Raw genomic sequence first — 25094 nt, forward strand, 5'->3', positions numbered from 1 at the left:
GGTCGGAACACATCTCAACCGACATATGGGGGTAGCTAAAATAGCCCCGTCCCAAATTAGCTACCCCGGGTGAGATTGGAGGAAGCGATGGCGCAGGGGACGTTTGTGCAGGCGCTTCGTAAGGAGGCGGCGCTCAGCAGTACCTTTATGAAGGGGCGTTCGCTCATGCTCAACGGCGCCGTGCTGTCGTTTGAGGACTCCGGCTCGCGCTTCTCCAAAAACGTGAATATCGAGGGTACGGTGCGTGGTTCGCGCGGCGACCTGTATAAGACGCACGTGGCGCTCGATATGGACGAGCACGAGGTTGTCGACTACGACTGCGATTGCCCCGCCGCCTTCCGCTATTCCGGCATGTGCAAGCACGCCATCGCCACGGCGTTGGCGTATCTGGATGCCAGCGGCGCCGAGCCCGTCGAGGGTTTGCGCACGCCGGTCCGCACGTTTACGGTGTCGCCCGCACAGTCCAAGCAGCCCACACGTCCCGCGCCCAGCGCATCTGCGGTCAACCCCAACTTTCCCTTCCCGGCGCCCGTGCCCACGAGCCCGAGCCTTGTGGCAGCACTTTCCGATCTTTCGGACGCGCGGATGGATAAACTCGTGGCCATGCGCCGCAAGCTCGCCGGCACCATTGACCCCGATGCGCCCAAAGCAGTGCTGGAGCCCTCGCTGGTGCCGTACTACAATCCGCTGTTTGCCGATCGCTTTAGCTGGGCGCTCGAGTTCCGCATCCGCTGCGGTTCGGTGTCCTACGTGGTTAAGGATATCGACGGCATGGCCGATGCCTATGCGCGCGGCGGTACGTTCTCCTATGGCAAGAAGCTTACGTTTGCCCATGTGCCCGAGGCTTTCGATGATGTGTCGGCAAAGCTGCTCGACTTTGTTGCAATGACGGTCGCCTACCTAGGCGATATTACGAGCTCGCGCTCGGCATCGTACGACTTTGCCCGCAGCGGTTTTGTCGCCGAGCGTCAGCTGCCGGTATCCGAGTATTCCATCGTGTCCGTGCTGGACCTGCTGCGTGGCAGGTCCATGTCCTTTGAACCTGCTTGGTCGCGGGGGACGACGACGCACCGCGCCTACGAGGTGGCAGTCGAGTCGTTGCCGGAAGGGGAGGGCGAAGTCCCGGCTAAGCACCCGCCGCTGATTGCTGCCAAGATTGTGCCGGCAGCCGGGGGCAGCTACGACTTGCGCCTTCCGGCCGATACGTACTGCTTTGCCTCGGGCGACGTCGCCTATCTGGTCGATACGCGCCGCGCGCGCCGTACCGACACGGCGTTTGCCCAACATGCCGCGCCGTTCCTATCGCACTTGTTGCCCTGCCGCACACCGGTCCATATCGCCGCCGACCAGGTGGGTGAGTTTTGCCGCATGGCGCTGCCTATCTTGCGCGACTACACCGACCTTACCGCGCCCGCTGCGCTCGATACCGTGGCGCCCGAGCCAAGCTTTGCCATGGCGATCGGCGTCGATGATGGGCTCGTGACCTGCAACATTACGGTTACCTACGGCGACTGGTCGGCAGATCTCTTTAGCATGGGCGCTCCGGGCAGCCCCTTCGAAGAGCGGCGCCCGGGCGTGCCGCCGCGCGACGAGGTGGCAGAGTTTCGCGTTATGGATACGGCGGCTCTGTATTTCGACTTTTACGAGGGTGGCCTGGCGTTTGAGGAACGCGATGACGAGAGCCTGTTCCACTTGCTGACTGAGGGCCTGTCTGCCCTGTCCGAGCTGGGCGAGGTCATGCTCAGCGACCGCCTGCGCCAGATCTCGGTCCGCCCTGCGCCCAAGCTTTCGGTGCGCGCCACCGTCAAGAGTAACCTGCTCGACGTCGAACTGGGCGCGAGCGGCCTTTCGGCGGCAGACCTTGCCATCTACCTCGATTCCTACAAGCGTCACCAGACGTTTGCTCGTCTCACGTCGGGCGACATCATTCGCCTGGACGAGGGAGCGCGCGCCGCGTTTGGTCTTGCCGAGGATCTGGGGGTCGATGCTGTCGACCTGCTCGACGGCGTGTCGCTTCCCGCGTCGAGTACCCTGTTCGTCGACAGCATGCTTGCGCGCACGCCCGCGCTCGAAGCCGATCGCGACGCTGCATTCCGTCGCACCGTCGAGCGCCTGGACACGCTCGGCAAGATGGACTTTACGGTGCCGGCCTCGCTCAAGGCCACACTGCGCGGCTACCAGGTTGACGGCTACCAGTGGCTCGGTTCGCTCGAGCATCTGGGCCTTGGCGGCATCTTGGCCGACGACATGGGCCTGGGCAAAACGCTCCAGATGATCGCGCATATCCTGGCGCGCGTGGAGGCGGGGGACACTAAGCCCACGCTCGTGGTATGCCCCGCGTCGCTCGTGTACAACTGGACTGCCGAGCTGGAGCGCTTTGCCCCCTCGATTGATGTGTGCGCCATTGTGGGCACCAAGGCCCAACGTCGCGTGCAGATAGCCGGCGTGGCCGAGCATAACGTGGTCGTGACGTCGTATGACCTCATGCGCCGCGATATCGACGAGTACGTCGAGCAGGACTTTGCCCGCGTGGTGCTGGATGAAGCCCAGTACATTAAAAACCCACTCACGCAGGTGGCACGTGCCGCCAAGCGTCTGCCGGCCGGTGTGCGCTTTGCCCTGACGGGCACGCCCATCGAAAACCGCCTGTCCGAGCTCTGGAGCATCTTCGACTTTTTGATGCCGGGCCTGCTCGGCACGCGCGAGTCGTTTGCCAAGCGCTTTGAAAGTCCGGTCGAGCACGACGAGGGTGACAGCGCCGCTCGTCTGCAGGCGCTTGTTTCGCCGTTTGTGCTTCGCCGCGTCAAGGAAGACGTGGTGGCCGACCTGCCCGAGAAGATCGAGGATACGGTGATGGCGCAGCTCACCGGCGAGCAGCGCAAGCTCTACCTGGCCAACCAGGACCGCATTGCCCAGCAAGTGCAGCACCGCGAGGCCGGGGAGTTCAAAAAAGATAAGCTCAAGGTACTTGCCGAGCTCACCAAGCTGCGCCAGATCTGCTGTGATCCTCATCTGCATTACGCGGACTACAAGGCGGGAAGCGCCAAGCTCGATACGTGTATGGAGCTCGTCCGCGGCGCGCTCGACGGCGGTCATCGCATCTTGCTGTTCAGCCAGTTTACGGGCATGCTCGATATCATCGGCAAGCGTCTGGCCAAGGAGGATATCGCCTTCCTTAAGCTTACGGGCGCATCGTCTAAAGAGAGCCGCGCCAAGATGGTTGCGCAGTTCCAAGCGGGCGAGGTGCCGGTGTTCTTGATTTCGCTCAAGGCGGGCGGCGTGGGCCTTAATTTGACGGCTGCCGACGTGGTCATCCACTACGACCCGTGGTGGAACGTGGCGGCGCAAGACCAGGCGACCGACCGCGCCCACCGCATTGGCCAGCAGCACACCGTGACCGTGTACAAGCTCATCGCCAAGGACACGATCGAGGAACGCATCATGCAGATGCAGGAGTCCAAGCGCGACCTGGTCAACAGTGTGCTCGGCGGTGACGGCATCTCGTCGGCGCTGTTTACCCGCGAGGATGTTCTGGCGCTGCTCGGTGGCGACGGTCGCTAGCTGCGCGCGGGATGGGGCTGCCGGGCTGGGCCAGGTCGCCGGTTCGTCTTAGCCCGACCGTTTATCCCACCCGTTATGTGTTCATTTGAAATGCCATGGATGGTTCGGCGCTCTTTGGGCATAAGAACTATCGAGTACATTGGCACATCAGCAAAGGAGAACATCATGGCGAAATTCTTTAAAGACTCCGACGGCAAGCTCGTTGCCGCTCTTGGCGACGACGTTGCGACCCCTGCCGGCTGCACGGAGCTGACGGCAAACACCGAGGATGCGGCGCACGAGAAGCACGTGCCTGTTGTCGAGACCGAGCGCGACGGCCACGTCATTCGTGCGCGCGTGGGCTCGACGGAGCACCCCATGCTGCCCGAGCACTACATCGAGTGGATCGCGCTTGAGGCCGAGGGCCGCCTGGAGGTCCATTACCTTGAGCCCGGCATGAAGCCCGCGACGTTTTTCGCTGGCGGCTCCAAGACCGGTACCGTCTATGCCTACTGCAACCTGCATGGGCTGTGGTCCGCGACGTTCTAGGAGCGCGCCCCCGCTCGGGGTATCATAGCTAGCATATGCACATGCAAGCGCCGGCTGCATTATGCGGCCGGCGCTTTTACTACGGTTTCGATGGTTTACGACGGAAAGGGCTGGGCCATGAAGCTCGCACTTGCACAGATCGATATGCGCCTGGGTGATATTGAGGGCATTTGCGGTCGCATCGAGGACCAGGCTCGTCTGGCCCACGAGCGCGGGGCGCGCGTGCTGTGCGTCCCGGCTCCGCTCTTTATGGGTGCTCTGCCCGGCGGCCTGATGGGTACTGCCGACTTTGAGCACGACATGCTGACAGGCCTGACCGGTGTTGCCGAGCGTATCCAAGAGCTCGACATGATCTGCATCGTGCCCGCGGCGGTTTCGTTTGAGGGCCAGCCGCTGCTCGACTACATGATGCTCAAGGACGGTCATGTGGTGCCGGCGCGATCGAGCATTGCCCTGCAGCGTGGCGAGAACAACGACACGCGTTGGGCGCCGCCGGTGTTCGACGTGGACGGCGTGCGCATCGCCGTGATTTTTGACTTGGACCGCGAACTCGAGATGTTGCCGACCGGTGTTGACCTCATTGCGTATTTCCAATTCAACGCGTTTGACATGACCGACCGCGAGACTGCCGCCATCGCCGCCGTTCGCAGCGGTGCCTACCGCAAGATCGCATCTAAGCGCAGCGTGTGGTTTGCCTGCATGGCGCCGGTCGGTGCGTACGACGAGTCGGTATATACCGGCGGTTCGTTTGTGCTCGACGACTGCGGTCGCGTGGTGGCCCAGGCGCCGTGTTTTGAGGAGAGCCTGCTGGTTCAGGAGATTCAGCGCGGCGTGATGCTCGATGCCCTGGAAGATCACGAACTGCCCGAGTTTCGTTCCGAGGAGTGGCTGTGGCAGGCGCTGGTGCTCGCCGTGCGCGACAATGCCCGCGCTCGCGGCGCGTCGCGTGCTGTGGTGGCACTCGAGGGTGACTTGCCGTCGTCCCTGCTGGCGGTACTTGCCGTTGACGCTCTGGGCCCGCGTAATGTGATTGGCCTTGTGCTGGGGCGCAACCGTATCTTTACGCCGGCTCAGGAAGAGGCCGAGGCTGCCCGCTGTGCCGCCGTCCGCGCGATTGCCGAGCGCCTGCACATTCGCACCGTCGAGCGCGATGCACCGGATGCGGCGCGTGTGCTCGATCGCGACGTGTCGGCGGGCGATGCCGAGCGTCTGCGCTCGCGTGCACTGGGCCTGATGCTCGAGGATACGGCGCTCGAGCTGGGCGCCATGGCGTTGAGCCCGCTCTCCAAGACCGAGTACGCGCTAGCGGCGCCCGCACTGTCCGGCGGCTACCAGGGCGACTTTGCGCCCTTTGGCGATGTGTACCTGTCGACGCTTGAGTTTGTGGCGCGCGTGCGCAACCGCACGTCTGCCGTGGTGCCCCAAGAGCTCGTGACGCTCAACGCGGTGGAAGATTGTATGGAGCGAGTGCTGGCGCAGGCGCTCTCGACGCTCGACGGTCCGGTCGATATGCTCGACCGCGCGGCACAGCTGCTCGGCGGGCTTGAGCCGGGTGAGGTCGATGGCGCGCTCGAGGCGCACGTGGACCGCAATCGATCTTTCGACGACATCCCGATGGCCGCTGGCAAGCCTGAGGCCTGCTCGCTGCTGCTGATGCTCGTTCGACAGGGTGAGGCTGCCCGTCGCATGTTGCCGACGGCGCCGATCGTTTCGGCCCGTTCGTTTGCCGAGCGCGCTTGGCCGTACATGCTTGCGTGGTCCGATTTGGGGCTCAACGGCAAGGAGCGCATGACGGTTGATTCACTGGCGCGCGCCGAAGTGCGCCGCTTTGCCGATAGCGATACGGGCGATCGCATGCGCGGTGAGATGATGGGTCTGTTGGGTGAGCTGTTGGGTATTTCGCCCGAGCAGATGGAGGAGCTGCGCTCTGAGGACGGTCAGCGTCGTTTGCACGAGGGAATGAAAAAGTTCGAGGGCGAGGTCCAGGGCGCCATCGAAAGGATGATGGGCGGCCAGGGCGGACCGCAGGGCGGGCCCCAGGGTACGCCGATGCCACATCCGCCGGTGGATCCCCGTCAGTTTCCTTTTTTCTCGCAGAACTAAACTGGGGATAGGATTCGCTCCCAACCCCGATGCTTTAACTAAGCATCTTGGCCCTGTTGTGTTATTCTAGAACAGACGTTCGTGAATAGTGCGTGGGGCCTTGCCTTGCGCTGCGCTTGTGACGAGGGGAGGTTGGCTTGGTTATCTTGGGTATCGACCCTGGTTTGGCCCATACGGGGTGGGGGATTATCGAGGAGCGACGTGGCGAGGTTCGCTGTCGTGCCTATGGTTGCATCGAGACCAGTGCTGGAAGTCCGCTCGCGGTGCGCCTGTCGCATATCGCTCGCGACCTCAAGGGCGTTGTCGAACGCTATCGTCCCGATACCGCTGCTATCGAGAGCATCTACTTTGGCGCCAACGTTCGTTCGGCCATCCCCACGGCGCATGCCCGCGGCGCTGCGCTTGTGGCGCTTTCGGAGTGCGCGCTCGAGATTGGCGAATACACGCCTATGCAGATTAAGCAGGCTGTTGTGGGCACCGGCGCTGCAGATAAGCGACAGGTCGCCTACATGGTGCGCACGCTTACGCAGCTCGATCACGACCCGCACCCCGACCATGCCGCCGATGCCCTGGCCTGCGCCATCTGTCACGTTAACCTCAGCCGCACCCGAGCGCTTACCGGCGGCGAGTTCTATCAACAGAGAGGAACCGGATACTGATGATCTCCCAGCTCCACGGAACGCTTGTCGAGGCCACGATGAGCTCTGCTGTCGTCGATGTGTCGGGCGTGGGCTTTGAGCTCGGCATCTCGGGCAGCACTGCGGCCACGTTGCCGACGCCCGGCGGCGAGGTCCGCCTCTACACGCGTATGCAGGTGCGCGAGGACGCCATGACACTTTTCGGATTTTCCTCAAAGGACGAGCGCACGATGTTCGACCGGCTCGTGTCCGTCTCGGGCGTTGGTCCGCGCTTGGCGCTCGCCGTGCTTTCCACCTATACCGTGGGGCAGCTGTATTCGCTGGTGATGGCCGAGGACGACAAGGGCATGGCCAAGGTACCCGGTGTGGGTAAAAAGACAGCTCAGCGCCTCATTCTGGAGCTCAAGAGTACCTTTGCCAAGGATAAGGGCTTTGTGCCGGTCGACGTGATTCCCGGACAGGTTGCGATGCCCGTGCCTGCTGCCGCTCCCTCGGCCATCGATGATGCCCGCGCGGCACTCCTTTCCATGGGCTTTAGCCCGCAGGAGGCCGATGTCGCTCTGAGCGGGTATGATGGGCAGGATATGCGTGTCGAGGATCTGCTCGGCGCGGCGCTTAAGCGACTCGGAATGGATGCGTGATGTGGGAAGCCGATGACTCTCAGGACCTGTGGGCGACGCCCGGCAGCTCGCCGGCGGCATCCATGGCGCACGGTGAGCGCATGGTGGGCTCGGAGCTGACGTCCGAGGACCTCGATGTCGACCGTACCCTGCGTCCCCAGCGCCTGGACGACTACTGCGGTCAGGAGCATATCAAGCAGAGCCTTCGCGTGCTGATCGAGGCGGCGCAGAGTCGCGGCGAGACGCTCGACCACGTGATCTTCTCGGGCCCTCCGGGCCTGGGCAAGACCACGCTGGCCACCGTTATCGCCAACGAGCTGGGCGCTCAGATTAAGACGACGAGTGGCCCGGCCATCGCGCGCACCGGCGACCTGGCGGCCATCCTTACCAACTTGCAGCCGGGTGACGTGCTGTTTATCGACGAGATCCACCGTCTCAACCGTTCGGTGGAGGAAGTCCTGTATCCCGCGATGGAGGACTTTGCGCTCGATATCGTTATCGGTAAAGGCCCGGCGGCGCGCTCGATTCGCCTGGATATCCCCAAGTTTACGCTGGTGGCGGCAACGACCCGCTCGGGTATGCTGACCGGCCCGCTGCGCGACCGTTTTGGTATTTCGTATCGCCTGGACTACTACACGGTCGAGGAGCTTGCCCAGATTGTGACGCGCTCGGCAACCATTTTGGGCGTGACAATAGACCATCCCAGCGCACTCGAGATCGGCTCACGCTCGCGTGGCACGCCACGTCTTGCCAACCGCTTGCTCAAGCGCGTGCGCGATTACGCCCAGGTGCGCGGCAACGGTCCTATTGAGCTTGATATCTGCCGTCAGGCGCTCGAGTTCTTTGAGATTGATGAGCTTGGTCTGGACTGGATGGACATTCGCATCTTGGAGACGCTCGCCAAGACGTTCTCCGGCCGTGCCGTGGGCCTGACGACCCTTGCCAGCGCGGTGGGCGAGGATCCGGGTACGCTCGAAGATGTCTACGAACCCTACCTGTTGCAGTGCGGCTTGATGATTCGCACACCGCAGGGTCGCCAGGCAACCCTGCGCACATTCGAGCATTTGGGTATCGAGCCGACCCTGTAGGAATGGGCTTGTTTTAGCGCATCTGTAGGCTATCGCTGGGCATTGGATAAACATATCGCCGTTCATCGGTTATGGGCGTTTTACTATTGCGCGCCCGTGCTATGCTGAATTGGTCTTTTTCTCATCCGGTAACGAAAGGACCGCCCATGCCTACTGACATCGAAATCGCACGTTCTGTTACGCCGCTACCTATTACCGAGGTGGCCAAGAACGCCGGCGTCGACGTTAAGCACCTGATTCCGTACGGTTTTGACAAGGCAAAGGTCGACTATTCCCTGCTCAACGAGCCGACCGATCACCAGGCCAAGCTTGTCCTCGTGACCGCTATCAATCCCACGCCTGCGGGCGAGGGCAAGACCACCACGACCATCGGTCTGGCCGATGGCCTGCGCCGTCGCGGCGTCAAGAGCGCCGTGGCCCTGCGCGAGCCTTCGCTCGGCCCCGTCTTTGGCGTCAAGGGCGGTGCCGCCGGCGGCGGCTGGGCCCAGGTCATCCCCATGGAGGACATCAACCTGCACTTTACCGGAGACTTCCACGCTATCGGTGCCGCCAACAACCTGCTGGCCGCCATGCTCGACAACCATATTCAGCAGGGCAACCAGCTCGGCATCGATGTTAAGCGCATCACCTGGAAGCGCGTCGTCGACATGAACGACCGTCAACTGCGCCATGTTATCGATGGCATTGGCGGCAAGGCCCAGGGCGTGCCGCGCGAGGACGGCTTCGATATCACCGTTGCCTCCGAGGTCATGGCGATTCTGTGCCTGTCCACGAGCATCAACGATCTTAAGGAGCGCTTGGGCGAGATCGTTGTCGGCTACAGCTATGCCGGCGAGCCCGTCCGCGCCCGCGACCTTAAGGCCCAGGGCGCCATGGCCGCGCTGCTTAAGGATGCGCTCAAGCCCAACCTGGTGCAGACGCTCGAGGGCACGCCCGCGTTTGTCCACGGCGGTCCCTTCGCCAATATCGCCCACGGCTGCAACTCCATCATGGCCACCCGCATGGCCATGCGTTTTGGTGACGTCGCGATTACCGAGGCCGGCTTTGGCGCCGACCTTGGTGCCGAGAAGTTCCTGGACATCAAGTGCCGCATGACGGGCGTTCGCCCCAGCGCCGTCGTGGTCGTCGCCACTGCCCGCGCGCTTAAGTACAACGGCGGTGTCGCCAAGGCCGACCTCAACGACGAGAACCTCGAGGCCCTTAAGGCCGGTATGCCCAACCTGCTGCGCCACGTCGACAACATCCAGAACGTCTATGGTCTTCCCTGCGTGGTCGCCATCAACCGCTTCCCGACGGACACCGAGGCCGAACTTGCGCTCATCGAGTCCGAGTGCCAGAAGCTCGGCGTCAACGTTAAGCTGTCCGAGGTTTGGGCCAAGGGCGGCGAGGGCGCACTCGATCTGGCTGATGAGGTCATGCGCCTGATTGAGCAGCCGAGCGAGCTCAAGTTCGCCTACGAGGACGGTGCCGATGTGGCCGACGCCCTCGAGGCCGTTGCCACCAAGGTCTACCGCGCCGATGGCGTCGACTTTACGCCGGCTGCCAAGCGCCAGCTCGCCGAGCTGCGCGAGAACGGCTTTGGCAACCTGCCGGTGTGCGTCGCCAAGACCCAGTACAGCTTTAGCGATAACGCCAAGGCTCTGGGCGCGCCCGAGAACTTCCGCATCACCGTGCGCGAGCTCAAGGTTTCCGCCGGTGCCCACTTTGTGGTCGCGCTGACCGGCAGCGTTCTGACCATGCCGGGTCTACCCAAGGTTCCCGCGGCCGAGAACATCGACGTCGACAACGACGGCAACATCACCGGCCTTTTCTAAGCCTGCTGCTCATAGCCGCTTGCCCGCCCCGCCGTGCCTACCAAGGCCCGGCGGGGCTTTTTGATCCTTAGGCCCGCGCATGTCTTGTAGATACCGGCGGGCTTTGTCCATCATAGGCTTTTGCGCGGGTAGAATGCATGGATAACTTGATGCTTACGGGCGACGGAAAGGAATCGTTGCATGGACCAGGACAAGACGACCGTAATGGGTGGCTACGGCTCCCTGCGGACGGGCAATGGCGCCGACACGACCCGTATCGTGCCGAATCCCGGCTACGCTGCCCCCGATACGACGCAGGTGCCGGCCGATCCCACGCGCGTTGTGAATTACGGAAACGCGGCGCAGGACCCGCATGGTGTCTCATCGCAGAACCCCTACGGCAACGCGGCGGTAGACCCTTATGATGACCTGCTGCAAAATCCCATTCCACAACCTCAGCAGACGACATATATGCCGCGCACGGCACAGCCGCGCTACGAGTCGCACGACCGATACGCGCGCGAGCCGTATCGTGAGTATCCCAAGTCCATCCCCCGGTATGGCGAGGACGAGGAGAAGAAGCCTTCGCGTTCGTCGAGCGTGATTAAGAAGATCCTCATCGTGCTGGCGATCTTCTTTGCCTTGTCGGTTGTGTTTGCCATCGTGTCGGGCATGCTCAACAAGCGGGGCGCCACGACTGATACCACGGCCGAGCAGACCGAGACTGCCCAGTCCGGCACCGTCGACCTGAGCGATATCCCGGGGCAATATTGGTCTAACGCCAAGAAGCTCCTCAAGTCGCGCGGGGCCGATCTTTCGAATGCCGTGATTCTGACCGACGACGGCTCGACGCCCGTCGTCGATGCCAACTGGGTCGTCACATCTGCCTACTACAACGCTGACGGCAACCTTGAGGTCCAGCTTACGCGCAAGGACAGCTCGTCGAGCAACGCGTCCGGCGACCAAGGCACCACGGACAGCTCGAGCTCCAACACGCTGGAGGACCTGAGCAACAAGGCGCAGGAGCTTGGGGATAAGGCCCAAGAGCTGGGTGATACGGCTCAGAATCTCGGCGATACTGCACAGAACCTGGGCGATATGGCAACGAACGCCTGGGATGCCCTGCAAAATGGCATTTCGGGCGCGCAGGGAAACTAGCGGCCGAGCGGCTAGAGCCTTAGCGGTGCAAACAAAAACGGGACGTAGGATCGCGTGACCGGGCGCACGGGCGCGTTGGTCGGCGGTCCTGCGTCCCGTTTTGCTGTCGATTACAGCTGTTCGGCCGGACGGTCGGGCGAGCTAAAGCCCGAGTCAAACGTGACAACGCATGATGCATCGGGCCTGCGCTCGTGCACGATATGCGTTACGCGCTCCAACAGCTCGTCGTCGGAGATGCGAAAGCCGTCGGGACGCACCAGGTCAAATGACACAAAGCCATCGTGCTCGTGCAGGTCATGGATGGAGAGCGCGGGATCGATCTGCATGACGCCACGCTTGACCCAGCTGCGCAGGTCGTCGCCGGTGGTGGCGATGGGGTCGCAGTGCAGCGTGATGTCGATGCCCATCTGGCGTTTAATATCGTGTTCGATGGTGTCCAGGATCTCGTGGTGCTCAAAGGCATCGCCCTCGCCGGGCATTTCCACGTGTGCGCTGGCAAACTGACGGCCGGGGCCGTAGTCGTGCACCATGAGGTCGTGTGTACCCAAGACCTGGGGGTACGACATGATCCTGTCGCGGATTTCCTGGACGAGCTTGGGGTCGGGCGCTTGTCCCAACAGCGGGCTGATGGCGTCGCGCACCAGGCCCATGCCGCTGATGCAGATGAAGATGCCCACACCCAGGCCTGCCCAGCCATCGAGGTCAAAGCCGGTCGTCTGCGAAATAAGCGCCGCCGCCAAGACCGAGCCCGAGGCGATGACGTCGTTTTTGGAGTCCTGCGCCGTGGCGATGAGCGTCTCCGAGTCGATGCGGTCGCCCAGCGCGCGGTTGAATGCGGCCATCCATAATTTGACGAGCATGGACAAGACGAGGGCGGCTAGGGAGACCAGCGTGTAGGCGGTGGGGGAGGGCTTGATGATCTTGGTAATGGACTCGAGCACCAGGTTGATGCCGACGGCACAAACGAGGACGGCGACAAACAAGCCGGCGAGATATTCGTAACGGCCGTGGCCATAGGGGTGGCCTTCGTCTGCCGGGCGGCTGGCAAGGCGGAACCCGAGCAAGCTCACAATGTTGCTCGAGGCGTCGGAGAGGTTGTTAAAGGCATCGGCGATGAGCGAGACAGAGCCGGCGAGCAGACCCGCGATGCCCTTGGCCAGGCACAGGGTAATGTTGAGGCCAATGCAGATGAGGCTTGCGGCAAAGCCCGCGTTGGTGCGACAAGATGCATCGACCGGCTCGCCCTCGCTGCCAGGAACAAGTGTATGTACCAGCCGATTTACAAATAGCATGGCGGACCTCCTCGCATCCTCGTTTAAGGGGATAGTGTAGCTCGCATGGGCACGCCGTGCGCCGATGCTCAGAAAATGCAGCAATGGTCTGCTGGAGCTAACGATCGGGGCTTCTTGTCCGACCGGGTGCTCCATTTTGGGCCACATGGGTATGGGCTTGTGCCTGCCTGCCCGACATACTTAATGTCGACAGCCCCTGCGTAAAGGAGGACGTATCCATGGACGAGATGTTTGCCATTAAATGCCAAAACTGCGGAGGCCCCATGTACTCGCACCAGGCTAAACGCAGCTTTGAGTGCGCCTATTGCGGCACGGTCGTTCCGTGGCAGGCCGATGCGGGGGAGCCCAAGAGCGCCCTGGGCATTCGCCATGCGCCGCTGACAGTTGTCGATGGGCTGCTTAAGCTCACCCATGTGTCGCAGCTCGAGCGCCCGGTGGACCCCGACTGGTATTTCTTTCATGCGCACTGGCGCAACCAGTCGGTTCTGGAGCATCTACTGTGGGAGGATCGCGGCACGGCGCAGGAGTTCCAGGAGGCCACGCACGTGAGCATCCCGTGCCCCTTCTGTGGCGCATCCTTCGAAGGCGAGTCGACCCAGCGCGTGTTTGAATGCCCGTCCTGCGGCAATAAGATCGGCGTTGCAGACCTACTCAAGCCCGGTGCCTTTAGCAAGCGCCTGACCATGGGCGTTGGTGCGGAGTATGTACCCGATCAGGGTATTCCCTGCGAAATCTCGCCGCAGCAGGCACGTGCCAACGCGCTGCAGCTGGTGCACCAGTATGCGGAAGCCTTTGCCGGTCACGATGTAGAAGACGCGATCCAAAACGACATGATGCTCTTCTACTTTCCCATGGCGCTTGCGGATTTGCGCATGATGGCGTCCTTCCCGGGCAAGGGGCTGAGCAAGGAGACCTTGGTGTACTACGAGGTGCTCGACTGGGCATATCCGCGGGCAAACTACCTGGACGTTCGTCTTATGGGCATTTTGGAGCCGTGGGACTTTGGCAAGGTGGGGCCGTTCGATCCTGCCATGCAGGAAGGCGACTTCCGCGTTGTCTCCGTCGATGCGTCTACCAAGGACCAGGTGGTCATTGATAAGCTGGCGCTCGACGTTGCCGGCAACGATGCCGAGGCGGTGCTGGGGCTCAATAAAAAGAGTATCCGCACGTGGGCGCGCAAGGCCCGCAAGCACAAGGATGGTCTGGTGATGGTGCCGGTCTACTTTGTCGATCGTCCGGCGTCGGACAGCCGCGAAGGCGAGCAGGTGCGCATTGCCGTAAACGGCCAGACGGGTCGTGCGGCCGCGGTGGTGTTTAGCGACAAGCGCGAGACACATGTGGTGGCACCGCTCAATCCCAACGTGATGCTGTCGAGCGAAAGCACCGTGCACGCCACGCCCATCGAGGTCAAATACGTTAAATCGCCGTTTCTGTACCAGATCGTGCGCCATGGAGGCGGCGGGCAACCGCGTCAGGTGGCAGCGGTGGCCGAGGGCTCCTACCGAGAGGAAAAGCCCAAACGTCGCGGCCTGCTGGGTGCGCTATTTGGGAAGTAGGGAGCGGTGCCGGTTAGTCTTATGACGCGATAGCTAGGGGCACGGGGCGGCTCGCAGGGGTGCGGGCCGCCCCGTTTTTGTGCGGCGACAGGACCCGCAGGTACTCCATTAAACGCTCACGCTCATAGCACGAACGTTGAGCAACATTACGTCTGCTGATAGCTATTAAAAAATGTCCGTTCGCGGTAGTAGTCTAATCGTAAGGCGTTTCCAGCCTCTCGGGTTCTAGGAAGAAGCGGATGGGAGAGTAATGCAAAAGACCATGATGGACTCTATTCCCATAAGCTCACGTGCCCGTGCACTATGGGCAAAAACCGGCGGCGCGGAAGAGCGTAACCTGTGGTCGCCTCTTTATGTTCATATGGTTGATTCTGCGGGTGTTGCGCGCAAGCTTTGGAACGAATGGCTGCCGGAATCTGTCAAGTACCAAATCGTGAACGCATTTGGCTGTGACGACTCTGCAACGGCGGCACTCGTTACCTGGCTTGCTGGTATCCACGACATTGGCAAGGCGACGCCAGGCTTCCAGTACAAGGTCTCGGAGCGGGCAGAACTTGTTGAACAAGCGGGGCTTCAGGTTCCGAGCCCCCGCATCATGAACCGCCCTCCATCGCACGCCTTCATGAGTGAGGTGATCCTCGAAGATTGGCTTGATAGGCGCGGTTGGAGTTGCTCGTGGACATTCGGGTGCATTCTGGGAGCGCACCATGGAACCACGCCATCGTCCGATAGTGTGCTCAAAGGTATAGCGAGCGCATCGCGCAATTTTCCCAACGAGAACTTGGGTGATGACGATTGGTGCGCCGTCCAAGAGGAACTTCTTGACTGGATGTTTGAAGGGTCGGGGATGGCGAAGTTCGAGAGTATTTTTAGCTCGTCACCCGTTCCTCAGTCAGGACAAGCGCTCGTCTCTGCACTGGTCATCATGGCCGATTGGATTGCCTCAAATTCTGATTTGTTCCCTCTCGACTCTAGCATTGACTCATGCGACGAACTCATCAAGCGCACCGATGCCGCATGGGCTTCGCTGTCGTTGCCCCCGGCGTGGCAGGCGATGCCGGTAAAGGAAGAGGGACAAGAGCTGTTTCATCACCGCTTTAGTGGTCTTCCTAAGGATGCGAGCTTGCGACCCGCGCAGGAGCAGGCACTGCAGGCAGCATTCGACATGGACGGCCCAGGGCTGCTCATTATCGAAGCGCCCATGGGTAATGGCAAAACAGAGGCCGCGCTGATGTGCTCAGAGGTTATGGCTCCGAAAACCGGGGCAGGGGGAATTGCCTATCTTTTGCCAACAATGGCAACTTCTAACGCGATGTTCAAGCGCGTTAAAGATTGGCTCGAGGGCGTTCCCGATTCGCGGGGCCGCAGCATGCAGTCGATGCGACTTTTGCATAGCAAGGCGGCTTTGAACCCGGACTACGACAGCTTGCGAAGCTGGGGACGCACATGGATGGGCGACGATGCAAATAAGTGCTCTGAGGAAGACACGATCGCCCACCAATGGTTTAGCGGAAGGAAGCGCGGTCTCCTGTCGTCATTTGTTGTGGGCACGGTCGACCAGCTGCTTATGGCGGCACTTAAGGCGCGCCACGTGCAGCTTAGGCACTTGGGCCTTGCCGGCAAGGTTGTCATAATCGATGAGGTTCATGCCTACGATGCCTACATGAATGTCTATCTTGACCGTGTGCTCACGTGGCTTGGCGCTTACGGCGTGCCGACCATACTGCTTTCGGCAACGCTTCCTGCTGAGCGCCGCAACGAGCTTATCCACGCCTATCGGGGTAGGGATAGAAAACCCACTCGTCGCGCATCGAAGCGGAAAGATATTCCGGAAGCTCCTCGTAAAGCACCGGGGGAGCCATCGTACCCGCTCGTTACAGCGGCAACCCGAAATGGAGCGCTAGACGATAGCATGTACCGAGTATGCGATGACCCTTCGACCGGAACAAACGTTATTATCGAACGATTGGAAGACGACGATGCTACGCTGGTTGCGCAACTGGAGGACTTATTGTCCGATGGCGGTTGCGCATGCGTGTTGCGAGACACGGTTTCCCGTGCCCAAAGCGCCTACGAGCAGTTGAAGACTGCCTTTGGCGATTCGTGCGTGAAGCTCGTCCATTCGCGCTTCATTGCCGTCGATCGCATGGAAAACGATGCGGAACTGCTGCGACTGCTTGGTCCCGATCCCGCCAATAGGCCCGGCAAGCTCATCGTTGTGGGCACGCAGGTGATCGAGCAATCCCTTGACATTGATTTCGATGTAATGATCACCGATGTAGCCCCTATCGACCTTTTGCTGCAGCGAATGGGACGCCTTCACCGCCATGAACGCGGGGAAAATCAGGGACAGCGTCCGGAGAAGCTCAGGCAAGCACGTTGCTTTATCACGGGCATCGAGGACTGGGCGACTGCTCCGCCTAAGGTGAATGGGGGTATAGAGAAGGTCTATCACCCTGCGATGCTTTTGCGCAGCTTGCTTTCGCTGAGGGCAAAGAGTACCGATGGGGGGACGGCTATGGTCAATCTGCCTCACGATATTGCTGGCCTTGTCGAGCAGACGTATTCACGAAGCATTGCGGCGGAAGAGTTGTGCGATGCGGGCGCAGCACCGGAATGGGTTCATGCTTTGCAAAGCGCAGAAGAAGAGCTGGAGAAGACAAAAGAGAACAAGCAGTTCAAGGCAAATACCTGGCTTCTGAGCAAGCCACAGAAGGGGACGCAAAGTCTTATTGGCTGGCTGAATGAAACCTTCTCGCTTTCAGACGAGACAAAAGCACGCGCTGCCGTTCGCGATTCTGGTGACACGGTTGAGGTTATTGCGGTCCAAGTAGGCAACGACGGTTTCACGCTGCTTCCCTGGGTCACCGACATAAAGGGGAGCCGTCCGTGTCAGGGCTATTTAGGGGATGGAAGTGAAGCGCCTGACGATGAGGTTGCCCGCCTTGCGGCGAGTTGTACCGTGAGCCTGCCATTCTGGCTATCGTCTGAGCAGGTAATTGATGCCCTGGAGACAAAATCTCAGGCGCTCAGATGGCAAGAGTCAAGATGGCTTCAAGGTCAACTGGTCTTGGCGTTTGATTCAAACCTAGATACGGTAATAGAAACGAAAGATGCTATCTATCGCATGCACTATTCGCGTAAGGCCGGGCTTGAACTTGTTGAAACAGTGAGGAAGAAAGGAGATGCGCAATGAACCAGAATGTGAGTTTTAACCTCGTGGACGAACCATGGATCTGCGTTCGCGATTTGGGCGGGGCGACGCGCGAGGTATCACTGCTCGAGCTATTTGAGCAAGCGTCAAGCATCAAGTGCTTGGCTAACGATCTACCCACACAGGATTTTGCGATTCTGCGCGTTTTGCTGGCAGTGCTGCAAAGGGCAATTTCTCCGACGCTCGACGATGACGACGTTCCAGCGGAGGTTTGGGGGCGCCTATGGCGTGCGCACGAACTGCCCATCGACCAGATTCACGAATACCTCGACGAGTGGCACCATCGTTTCGATTTGTTTGACGAGGAACAGCCTTTTATGCAGGTCGCTGGTCTGCATACGGCAAAGAACGAGTTCTCTGAAATAAGAAAGGTGATTGCTGATATACCGGATGGGGATACGCTCTTTTCGCTTCGATCCGGTGAGGGGGCGGATCGTCTGACTTTCTCGGAATCCGCACGCTGGCTTATTCACGTTCACGCTTTTGATACTGCTGGCATTAAAAGCGGAACGGTTGGCGATGCGCGCGTTAAGAAAGGGAAGAGCTATCCAATTGGTACCGGATGGTCGGGCTGTTTAGGAGGGTTGTGTTTTGAGGGCCCTTCGCTTAAAGAAACCCTCTTGCTTAATTCTATTCTGTGTGGCGATGAGATAAACGAGCTGTTTTCGGACGATGACTTGCCCTGTTGGGAGAAGTCGACGGCGCCCGCCGGAGTCGATGACCTTGCTCCGACTGGCAGGCTTGATCTATACACGTGGCAAGCTCGAAGAGTTCGTTTGATTCCTGAGAGCGGCTACGTGGTTGCCGTGGTTTTGACGAACGGCGACAAGCTGGCGCAGATTAACCGTCAGGACTATGAACCCATGACGGCATGGAGGCGTAGTCCGAACCAGGAAAGACAGTTGAAACTGCCTCTCGTTTACCTGCCCAAGACGCATCAGCCCAGAAGAGCCCTCTGGCGAGGTCTCGATTCCGTGTTTGGCGTCAGTTCGCCAGAAGCGGACTCAACCGTTCTTGGGTCCGGGCTGAAAGGTTGGGTCTCTTATCTTGCGAGCAGAGATGCGGGATGTCAGCTCGATGATGCGCTTATTCAAGTCCACGCGATTGGAATGGAATATGGTACACAAAACTCAGTCGTCTCCAATGTCATCAATGACACGGTTAAGTTGAGCGCATTTCTCCTGTCAAGCGAAGGGAAAGACTTGGCTGCTCTTGCCAAAAGCCTTGCTTCTTCAACGTCGGACTCGGTTTTTACCTTGGGTACCTTTGCCGCAAACCTCTGTGTAGCGTCTGGCGGAAATGGGGCAGATGAGCTTAAGGGCGCGAAAGAGAAAGCGGAGACGCGTACTTTCTTCGAGATTGATATGCCGTTTCGTCAATGGCTTGCCGGCCTTAACGAGAGCAGCAACGCGGAAGTTGAACGGAAGCGGTGGCGCCGCACTGCCCGCGCGATTATCGAAGCAAATGCCAGCGCCCTTCTTCGCGAGGCTGGCCCAGAGGCAATCGTTGGGGCTCCTATGAAAACAGGCAAGATAAGCGGGTGGATGACGGCATCGCGAGCCAAGGCAATGCTCGACACTGCCCTAAAAAAGTATCTGCCGCTTGAAGAAGACGAACCTAGAGATAAGGAGGTTTAGATATGACGGAAAACAGCGCGCAAAAGCCAGAGCAGCTTATGCTCGCATTCGTGCACGGGCGCATATGCTCTATCCAAAACGACTATCTGTCTGCCAGCGGAAAACCACGAGGAGCACGAAAGCTGGCAACATTGCGCCATGCGTTTCTTATGCCCATGGGCTCAAATGCAGATGCATGGCCGCTTGAGTTCGAGGGCCTGCCTGCCGAGCTTGTGGGGAGGGGTGCCGAACCATCGTGGGCCGAGACGGCGGTTCATGCCGCGCTCACGCTCTATGCGGTTCATCAACAGGGCAAAACCAAGCCAATGTATGTGCCTGGCGATGAACATTCGTTTGGTGCAGCCCTGCGACAGCTCGTGCGGAGTGATAAGGGACGTTACTCGAATCTCGAAGAGGGCGAAATGCCTCGAAGGTTTAGGGCCTTTATAACGGCCGATTCCATGGAAGAGGCACTTCACTATGCAAGGCAGCTTATACAGCAGCTGCGAGCTGCCGAGATTCCCGTTGATTACGCGCGTTTTGCAGCACAGCTATACACACTGCAAAACCCCTATACAGCAGATAAGGTGCGTCTTGCGTGGGGGCGTGAATATAGTCGAATACCAAAGGCCGAGTCCGGCATCGATGCCAGCCCTTCGGAAGAATAGTTGATGAGGGAAATGACCAAGAAAGGACCTGCTATGAAAAAGCCCCAGTTCATCGATATCCACATTCTTCAGACCGTCCCCCCGAGCAATATCAATCGAGATGATACGGGCAGTCCAAAAACGGCATATTTCGGCGGAGTCAAGCGCTCAAGGGTTTCAAGCCAAGCGTGGAAGAAGGCCGCGCGCGATTTGTTCCCTGACTTTCTGGATGAGGCAAATCTTGGAACACGTACCAAATATGCCGTTAGGTTAATTGCGAAGGAGGCGACTAAGCTTGATGCGCAGATTGATGAGCAGGAAGCTCTAGAGAGTGCGAAGAAAAGTCTAAAAGCCTATCTAAAGGGAAATAACGAACCAAAATTCGAGGATAAAAAAATAGACCCTTATAAGCTTAAGGCGCTATTGTTTATAAGTCCTTATGAGGTTCAGGAGCTTGCAAAGTGCGTTGCGGGCTTGCAGGATGTTTCGAAAGTAAAGAGTGCGGTAAAGAACAAGAAGAGTCAAGAATCCGCGTCCAAAGATATGGTAGATATTTCACTGTTCGGAAGAATGGTCGCCACTGATCCCAGTTTGAATGTCGACGCCTCCGTTCAGGTTGCCCACGCCATTGGCATCGGGAAGATGAATCCAGAATTCGATTATTTCACTGCTCTTGACGATTGCTCGCCCGAAGACAATGCGGGCGCAGCAATGATTGAGACAACGGAGTTCACGTCATCGACAATGTATCGCTATGCAACTATTGATGTGCTGCATCTTTGCGAAAACCTTGGTTCGGCTGCGGTTGCTTGCCGCGGCATCGAGGCGTTTTTGAAGGCATTCGTCACTTCCATGCCCACGGGAAAGCAGAATTCGTTTGCAAACCGCACGCTCCCCGGAGCGGTTGTCCTTCAACTGAGGGATACGCAACCAGTGAGCTTGGTGAATGCCTTTGAAAAACCTGTTGAGGCATCGCATGGGAAAAGCCAGATTGAAATTGGCTGTGAGCGTTTGGCCAAGCAGGAAGAGGCGGTTGACAAGGCGTTTGGAACGACCCCGCAAAAGACGTTCGTTATAACTGCATCTCCGGATGCGCAGTCTCTTCCCGGTGCCATGGGTGTCGAAGGGGCATGTAGTCTTGACGCCGCAATTGCGCAAATCTCGCAAGCGTGCGCTGCTTATCTTGCCGAAAACGGCTACCAAACCGAAGAGGTGGACTAGCCATGGCGGTCCTGCTGCTCAAATTGGCGGGTCCGCTGCAATCGTGGGGGTCTTCGAGTAGGTTCGCTGAGCGCGGAACAGAGCACGAGCCGACGAAGAGCGGCGTTGTGGGTCTGCTTGCCTCAGCTTTGGGCCGTTACCGAACAGATCCCGTTGATGACCTTGCAGCATTGCGCTTTGGCGTGCGTATCGATCAGCCTGGAACATTTGTAAGCGACTTTCAAACCGAGCACAAACGAAAGTGGGACTCGCAGAGCGCTCGATGGGTGTCGGGCGATGCCCTGCCTTTAACTTGTCGGCATTATCTGGCCGATGCTGTGTTTGTTGCGGCCCTTGAGGGCGATTTGGGACTCTTGCAAAGGTGCGCCGAGGCGCTTGACGCTCCGGCGTTTCCCCTGTTTCTAGGTCGCCGTTCCTGTCCACCCGCGTGCAGAGTACATATTGGGCTGTTTGAGGATGCGGCGTTGCTCCAAGCTTTGCGCAGTCACCCCTGGGAAGCAAGCGAGAGATATCAGGGCAACTGGAAGTTCCGCGGTAAAGAAAGCGTTGACCTGGAGATTCTCTACGATAAGCAGGGTTCTGACGAAGGCGAGGGCTACGATGTTCCGCTGCGCGACGTGCCCATCAGCTTTTCGCAGGAGCATCGCCAATACAGCTTTCGTACTGTTGCCCATACAACAGCAACGGTTAGGAACCCGAAATATGTTGGCACGCAGGCCGACCATGATCCTTGGTCTGCTCTAGGAAAGGAGGTATAGCCGATGTTCTTTACCCAGTTTCCCATCAATATGACGCGGAGGGAGTCGCGTGCGATGCTCGCCTCGCCCTATCGCATGCATGCGGCGATTGCAGGCAGCTTCCCCTTTTCTCAGACGAGCGGGGACGGCCGCGTGCTTTGGCGCGTGGATAGAATGCCTGATGGGGGTTCTCGCCTTTATATCGTGAGCCCTGGCAAGCCGAGCTTGGTAGGGCTTGATGAACAAATCGGGTGGCCCGACTGCGAACCGCAGTGGGGCACGCGCGGATACGATCCGTTTTTGGGGCGCATCTCGAACGGACAGACCTATTCGTTTCGCTTGGTAGCGAATCCGTCGCTCAACAGAAGCACGCGTGGCGGCAAAAGCGACCTGCTAAACAGCGAGGGCGAACCTAAGAGAAATAGAATTGGCCACCTGACCATTCTGGAGCAAACTGCCTGGCTCGTTGGAGCTCAAGCATATAAGGGCGCCGACAAGGAAGTGCCAAGCATTTTTGCGCCCGAGCGGGGATCACGTGCCCAAAGGAATGGTTTTGAGGTTTTGAGCGACGATGAGGGCTGTCCAAGCTTGATTGTTAGTAATTCCAACAGAATCTCGTTTACCAAGGGTGTCCAAGGAGACAAAGTCACCTTTACGCGCGCCCAGTACGATGGCGTGTTGCGCGTGACCGATGCTGATGCCTTGCGCCATGCGCTTGTGTGTGGCATCGGGCATGCCAAAGGATTCGGATGCGGCCTTCTCACGCTGGTTCCACTGGATAGGTGAGCGGCATGGGCGATAATCCTGGCATGATCAAGCCTGATTTGCGCGCACTGCCCACGATAAAGGAACGAATGACGTTTCTTTATGTCGAGCGATGTCTTGTGAGCAGGCAAGATAGCGCAGTGAGCATAACCGATGCGCGCGGAACGGCGTATGTCCCCGCGGCTTCTCTTGGGGTGCTTATGCTGGGGCCTGGGACCAATATCTCTCATCGCGCGGTTGAGTTGCTCGGCGATTCGGGGACAAGCGTGATTTGGGTGGGCGAGCACGGCGTTCGCTACTATGCGCACGGCCGCCCGCTCACCCATTCTTCTCGGTTGGTTGTCGCGCAGGCTGAACTCGTGTCGAACACTCGAAGGCGTCTTGCCGTGGCACGAGCGATGTACGGCATGCGTTTTCCCGGCGAGGATGTATCGAATTACACGATGCAGCAGCTCCGTGGCCGCGAGGGAGCTCGGATTCGAACACTTTATCGGCGGCTGTCGAAGCAATACGACGTCCCATGGGATGGGAGGGAATACAACCCCGATGATTTTCTTGATGCAAGCCCAATCAATCAGGCGCTGTCGGCTGCCCATGCATGCCTTTACGGAGTCGTTCACAGCGTGATTGTGGCGCTGGGGTGCTCTCCGGCATTGGGATTTGTCCACGTTGGCCATGAGCGCTCGTTTGTGTATGACATTGCCGATTTGTATAAAGCAGAGGTGACGATTCCCATCGCTTTCGAAGTGGCTTCCGATCCTCCAGAGGATATCGGGGCGGAAGCGCGTCGGTGCACTCGTGATGCGTTTCTTGACGGGAAGATAATGGAGCGCTGTGCTCGCGATATCAGGGGTCTGCTGTTGGGCGACTTCGAGACAGAGGACGAGCCTGATATCGATACGATGTTCCTCTGGGATGAGAGGCGCCCTGCCGTTGCTTTTGGAGTGTCCTATGGCAAGGAAAACGACGTCCAGGTGGATGCCACCGAAGAGAATAACGGAGTGCTTGTGGAAGGATGACGGGTGATTGTTGTTGTTTTGGAAAAATGCCCCCTTGCACTTCGCGGCGACCTAACGAAATGGTTGCAGGAGATTAGCCTAGGCGTGTATGTCGGCAGGGTGAGCGCGCGTGTAAGGGATGAGCTTTGGAGTCGTATTTGCAAAGAATGCAAAACAGGGCGTGCCACGATGGTTTTTTCTGCACGCAACGAGCAACACCTCAACTATCGAGTGCACAACACCGCGTGGGAACCTATCGATTTTGATGGCATCAAGCTGATGATGCGGCCTTCGCCTTCGCGCATGAAGGCCCTTGGCACGAAGAGAGTGGGCTGGAGTTACGCGGCGATGCGATCGAAGGCACGTCGCGGGAGCGTGGCAGCCGAAACGGACGAGCCGCGCGAATACGTTGTACTTGATGTTGAGACCACGGGGCTGGACCCAGACAAAGATGCGATTATCGAGATAGCCGCCATCAAAGTTGAGCAGGGTGTTGAGGCGGGCAGGCTCCATGAGCTTATTCGATACGAGAAAGGCATCCCAAAGAAGATAGTCGAGCTAACAGGCATTACCGATGAGATGCTTGCCGAAAAGGGGATCGAGCTTGAGCGAGCGGTGAGCGGCCTGCTTTCCTTTGTCGGGAGCCGCATAGTGGTTGCGCATAACGCTTCGTTCGACACCGGCTTCGTGCAAGCAGCGTGCGAAGAATGCGACCTAGACGATTTTGACAATGAGTGCATCGACACCATTACACTGGCAAAGAAGAAGATGCCCGATGCGCCGAACTATCGCTTGAAGACCCTGCTCGGCCTTTTGAACCTTGACAATCAAATACCTCATCGTGCCGAGTCTGATTGTGAGGCGACCTTGAGCTTGTTTAGAAAACTGATTAAAATGGGGCCCACATCAAAGGGATAGGGTGTTTTGAGCTGGGATTTTTAAGTCTGCTCCCCGCACGCGCGGGGATGATCCCGGCAAGAATGCGGCTCTCGAAATATACGAGCTCTGCTCCCCGCACGCGCGGGGATGATCCCAGCTTCTCACTGCTGCAATTAATACCGACCCCCTGCTCCCCGCACGCGCGGGGATGATCCCGTGCGACCATGCGTCAGCTCGTCCCATTTCGCCTGCTCCCCGCACGCGCGGGGATGATCCCAGTTCTTTGTCGGGGCGGTCGTAGTGTTTACCCTGCTCCCCGCACGCGCGGGGATGATCCCGGGCAGCGCGAAGGACGATTTCGCGCAATTCACTGCTCCCCGCACGCGCGGGGATGATCCCATCGTCAGCGCGGCGATTGGCGCTGTGTCATCCTGCTCCCCGCACGCGCGGGGATGATCCCTTAGCCCCGCCACGGAACGGCAAAGGCTTTCCCTGCTCCCCGCACGCGCGGGGATGATCCCGTCAGCGGCAATGTGCGCATCTACAGCGCGAGCTGCTCCCCGCACGCGCGGGGATGATCCCGGTCTTGAATGCCGCATATGCCACCTGAACGCCTGCTCCCCGCACGCGCGGGGATGATCCCGCCGTACTCGGAGCGAACTTCATGCGCTGCAACTGCT

Annotated in this window: 18 protein-coding genes and 1 CRISPR repeat array (1 of these 19 running past the window's edge); of the genes, 17 read left to right on the forward strand and 1 reads right to left on the reverse strand. The window is 59.4% G+C overall.

All coding sequences use genetic code 11. The annotated features are described in order from the left end of the window. Positions 1-87: 87 nt before the first annotated feature. The 8 genes from ACQQ92_RS02825 (at position 88) to ACQQ92_RS02860 (ending at position 11489) form a co-directional block, all read left to right on the forward strand. Positions 88-3561: an SNF2-related protein gene (locus ACQQ92_RS02825; RefSeq protein WP_427795728.1), complete on the forward strand. Its 3474-nt coding sequence runs from the start codon at positions 88-90 to the stop codon at positions 3559-3561. 165 nt (positions 3562-3726) lie between these two features. After that, positions 3727-4089 carry a desulfoferrodoxin family protein gene (locus tag ACQQ92_RS02830; protein WP_427747728.1) on the forward strand — a complete coding sequence of 121 codons (363 nt, stop codon included), beginning with the start codon at positions 3727-3729 and terminating at the stop codon, positions 4087-4089. Positions 4090-4206: 117 nt separating this feature from the next. After that, positions 4207-6192: a hypothetical protein gene (locus ACQQ92_RS02835; protein ID WP_427795729.1), complete on the forward strand. Its 1986-nt coding sequence runs from the start codon at positions 4207-4209 to the stop codon at positions 6190-6192. A 137-nt stretch (positions 6193-6329) separates the two neighbouring features. Continuing rightward, entirely contained in the window at positions 6330-6851 is a 522-nt protein-coding gene (ruvC, locus tag ACQQ92_RS02840) for a crossover junction endodeoxyribonuclease RuvC (protein ID WP_035137351.1), read from the forward strand. Next, complete coding sequence (gene ruvA, locus ACQQ92_RS02845; protein ID WP_154515896.1) at positions 6851-7471, forward strand: Holliday junction branch migration protein RuvA; 621 nt, start codon at positions 6851-6853, stop codon at positions 7469-7471. The genes ruvC and ruvA overlap by 1 nt, the downstream gene beginning before the upstream one ends. Continuing rightward, the gene (gene ruvB / locus ACQQ92_RS02850) at positions 7471-8538 is read left to right on the forward strand and encodes a Holliday junction branch migration DNA helicase RuvB (protein ID WP_427795730.1); all 1068 of its coding nucleotides are present in this window, start codon (positions 7471-7473) and stop codon (positions 8536-8538) included. Before ruvA ends, ruvB begins: the two co-directional genes overlap by 1 nt. 146 nt (positions 8539-8684) lie before the next feature. Further along, on the forward strand, positions 8685-10352 hold the full coding sequence (locus tag ACQQ92_RS02855) for a formate--tetrahydrofolate ligase (protein ID WP_427717820.1): 1668 nt from the start codon (positions 8685-8687) through the stop codon (positions 10350-10352). A 180-nt stretch (positions 10353-10532) separates the two neighbouring features. Then, the gene (locus ACQQ92_RS02860; protein ID WP_427795731.1) at positions 10533-11489 is read left to right on the forward strand and encodes a hypothetical protein; all 957 of its coding nucleotides are present in this window, start codon (positions 10533-10535) and stop codon (positions 11487-11489) included. Between the two features lie 110 nt (positions 11490-11599). Here ACQQ92_RS02860 and ACQQ92_RS02865 read toward each other — a convergent pair whose 3' ends face one another. Then, positions 11600-12781, reverse strand: a complete 1182-nt coding sequence (locus ACQQ92_RS02865) for a cation diffusion facilitator family transporter (protein ID WP_154515887.1) — start codon at positions 12779-12781, stop codon at positions 11600-11602. 218 nt (positions 12782-12999) lie between these two features. Between ACQQ92_RS02865 and ACQQ92_RS02870 the strand changes: the two genes are divergently transcribed. The 9 genes from ACQQ92_RS02870 to cas2e all read left to right on the forward strand — a co-directional run bounded on the left by ACQQ92_RS02870 (position 13000) and on the right by cas2e (position 24453). Further along, complete coding sequence (locus tag ACQQ92_RS02870; protein ID WP_427795732.1) at positions 13000-14337, forward strand: hypothetical protein; 1338 nt, start codon at positions 13000-13002, stop codon at positions 14335-14337. A gap of 250 nt (positions 14338-14587) precedes the next feature. Then, positions 14588-17533 carry a CRISPR-associated helicase Cas3' gene (cas3, locus tag ACQQ92_RS02875; protein WP_427795733.1) on the forward strand — a complete coding sequence of 982 codons (2946 nt, stop codon included), beginning with the start codon at positions 14588-14590 and terminating at the stop codon, positions 17531-17533. Further along, on the forward strand, positions 17530-19188 hold the full coding sequence (gene casA / locus ACQQ92_RS02880; protein ID WP_427795734.1) for a type I-E CRISPR-associated protein Cse1/CasA: 1659 nt from the start codon (positions 17530-17532) through the stop codon (positions 19186-19188). The genes cas3 and casA overlap by 4 nt, the downstream gene beginning before the upstream one ends. Positions 19189-19190: 2 nt before the next feature. Continuing rightward, positions 19191-19835, forward strand: a complete 645-nt coding sequence (casB, locus tag ACQQ92_RS02885) for a type I-E CRISPR-associated protein Cse2/CasB (protein WP_427795735.1) — start codon at positions 19191-19193, stop codon at positions 19833-19835. Positions 19836-19868: 33 nt separating this feature from the next. Then, on the forward strand, positions 19869-21035 hold the full coding sequence (gene cas7e, locus ACQQ92_RS02890; RefSeq protein WP_427795736.1) for a type I-E CRISPR-associated protein Cas7/Cse4/CasC: 1167 nt from the start codon (positions 19869-19871) through the stop codon (positions 21033-21035). A gap of 2 nt (positions 21036-21037) precedes the next feature. Continuing rightward, the gene (gene cas5e, locus ACQQ92_RS02895; protein WP_427795737.1) at positions 21038-21793 is read left to right on the forward strand and encodes a type I-E CRISPR-associated protein Cas5/CasD; all 756 of its coding nucleotides are present in this window, start codon (positions 21038-21040) and stop codon (positions 21791-21793) included. Between the two features lie 3 nt (positions 21794-21796). After that, on the forward strand, positions 21797-22558 hold the full coding sequence (gene cas6e, locus ACQQ92_RS02900) for a type I-E CRISPR-associated protein Cas6/Cse3/CasE (protein ID WP_427795738.1): 762 nt from the start codon (positions 21797-21799) through the stop codon (positions 22556-22558). A 5-nt stretch (positions 22559-22563) separates the two neighbouring features. Beyond that, entirely contained in the window at positions 22564-23556 is a 993-nt protein-coding gene (gene cas1e / locus ACQQ92_RS02905; RefSeq protein WP_427795739.1) for a type I-E CRISPR-associated endonuclease Cas1e, read from the forward strand. 3 nt (positions 23557-23559) lie between these two features. Then, on the forward strand, positions 23560-24453 hold the full coding sequence (gene cas2e / locus ACQQ92_RS02910; protein ID WP_427795740.1) for a type I-E CRISPR-associated endoribonuclease Cas2e: 894 nt from the start codon (positions 23560-23562) through the stop codon (positions 24451-24453). A gap of 26 nt (positions 24454-24479) precedes the next feature. Beyond that, positions 24480-25094: direct repeats of the CRISPR family, unit length 29 nt; unit sequence CTGCTCCCCGCACGCGCGGGGATGATCCC; it runs 1183 nt beyond the window's last position.

The sequence above is a fragment of the Collinsella sp. SGI.241 genome (assembly GCF_050312955.1).
GTDB lineage: Bacteria > Actinomycetota > Coriobacteriia > Coriobacteriales > Coriobacteriaceae > Collinsella.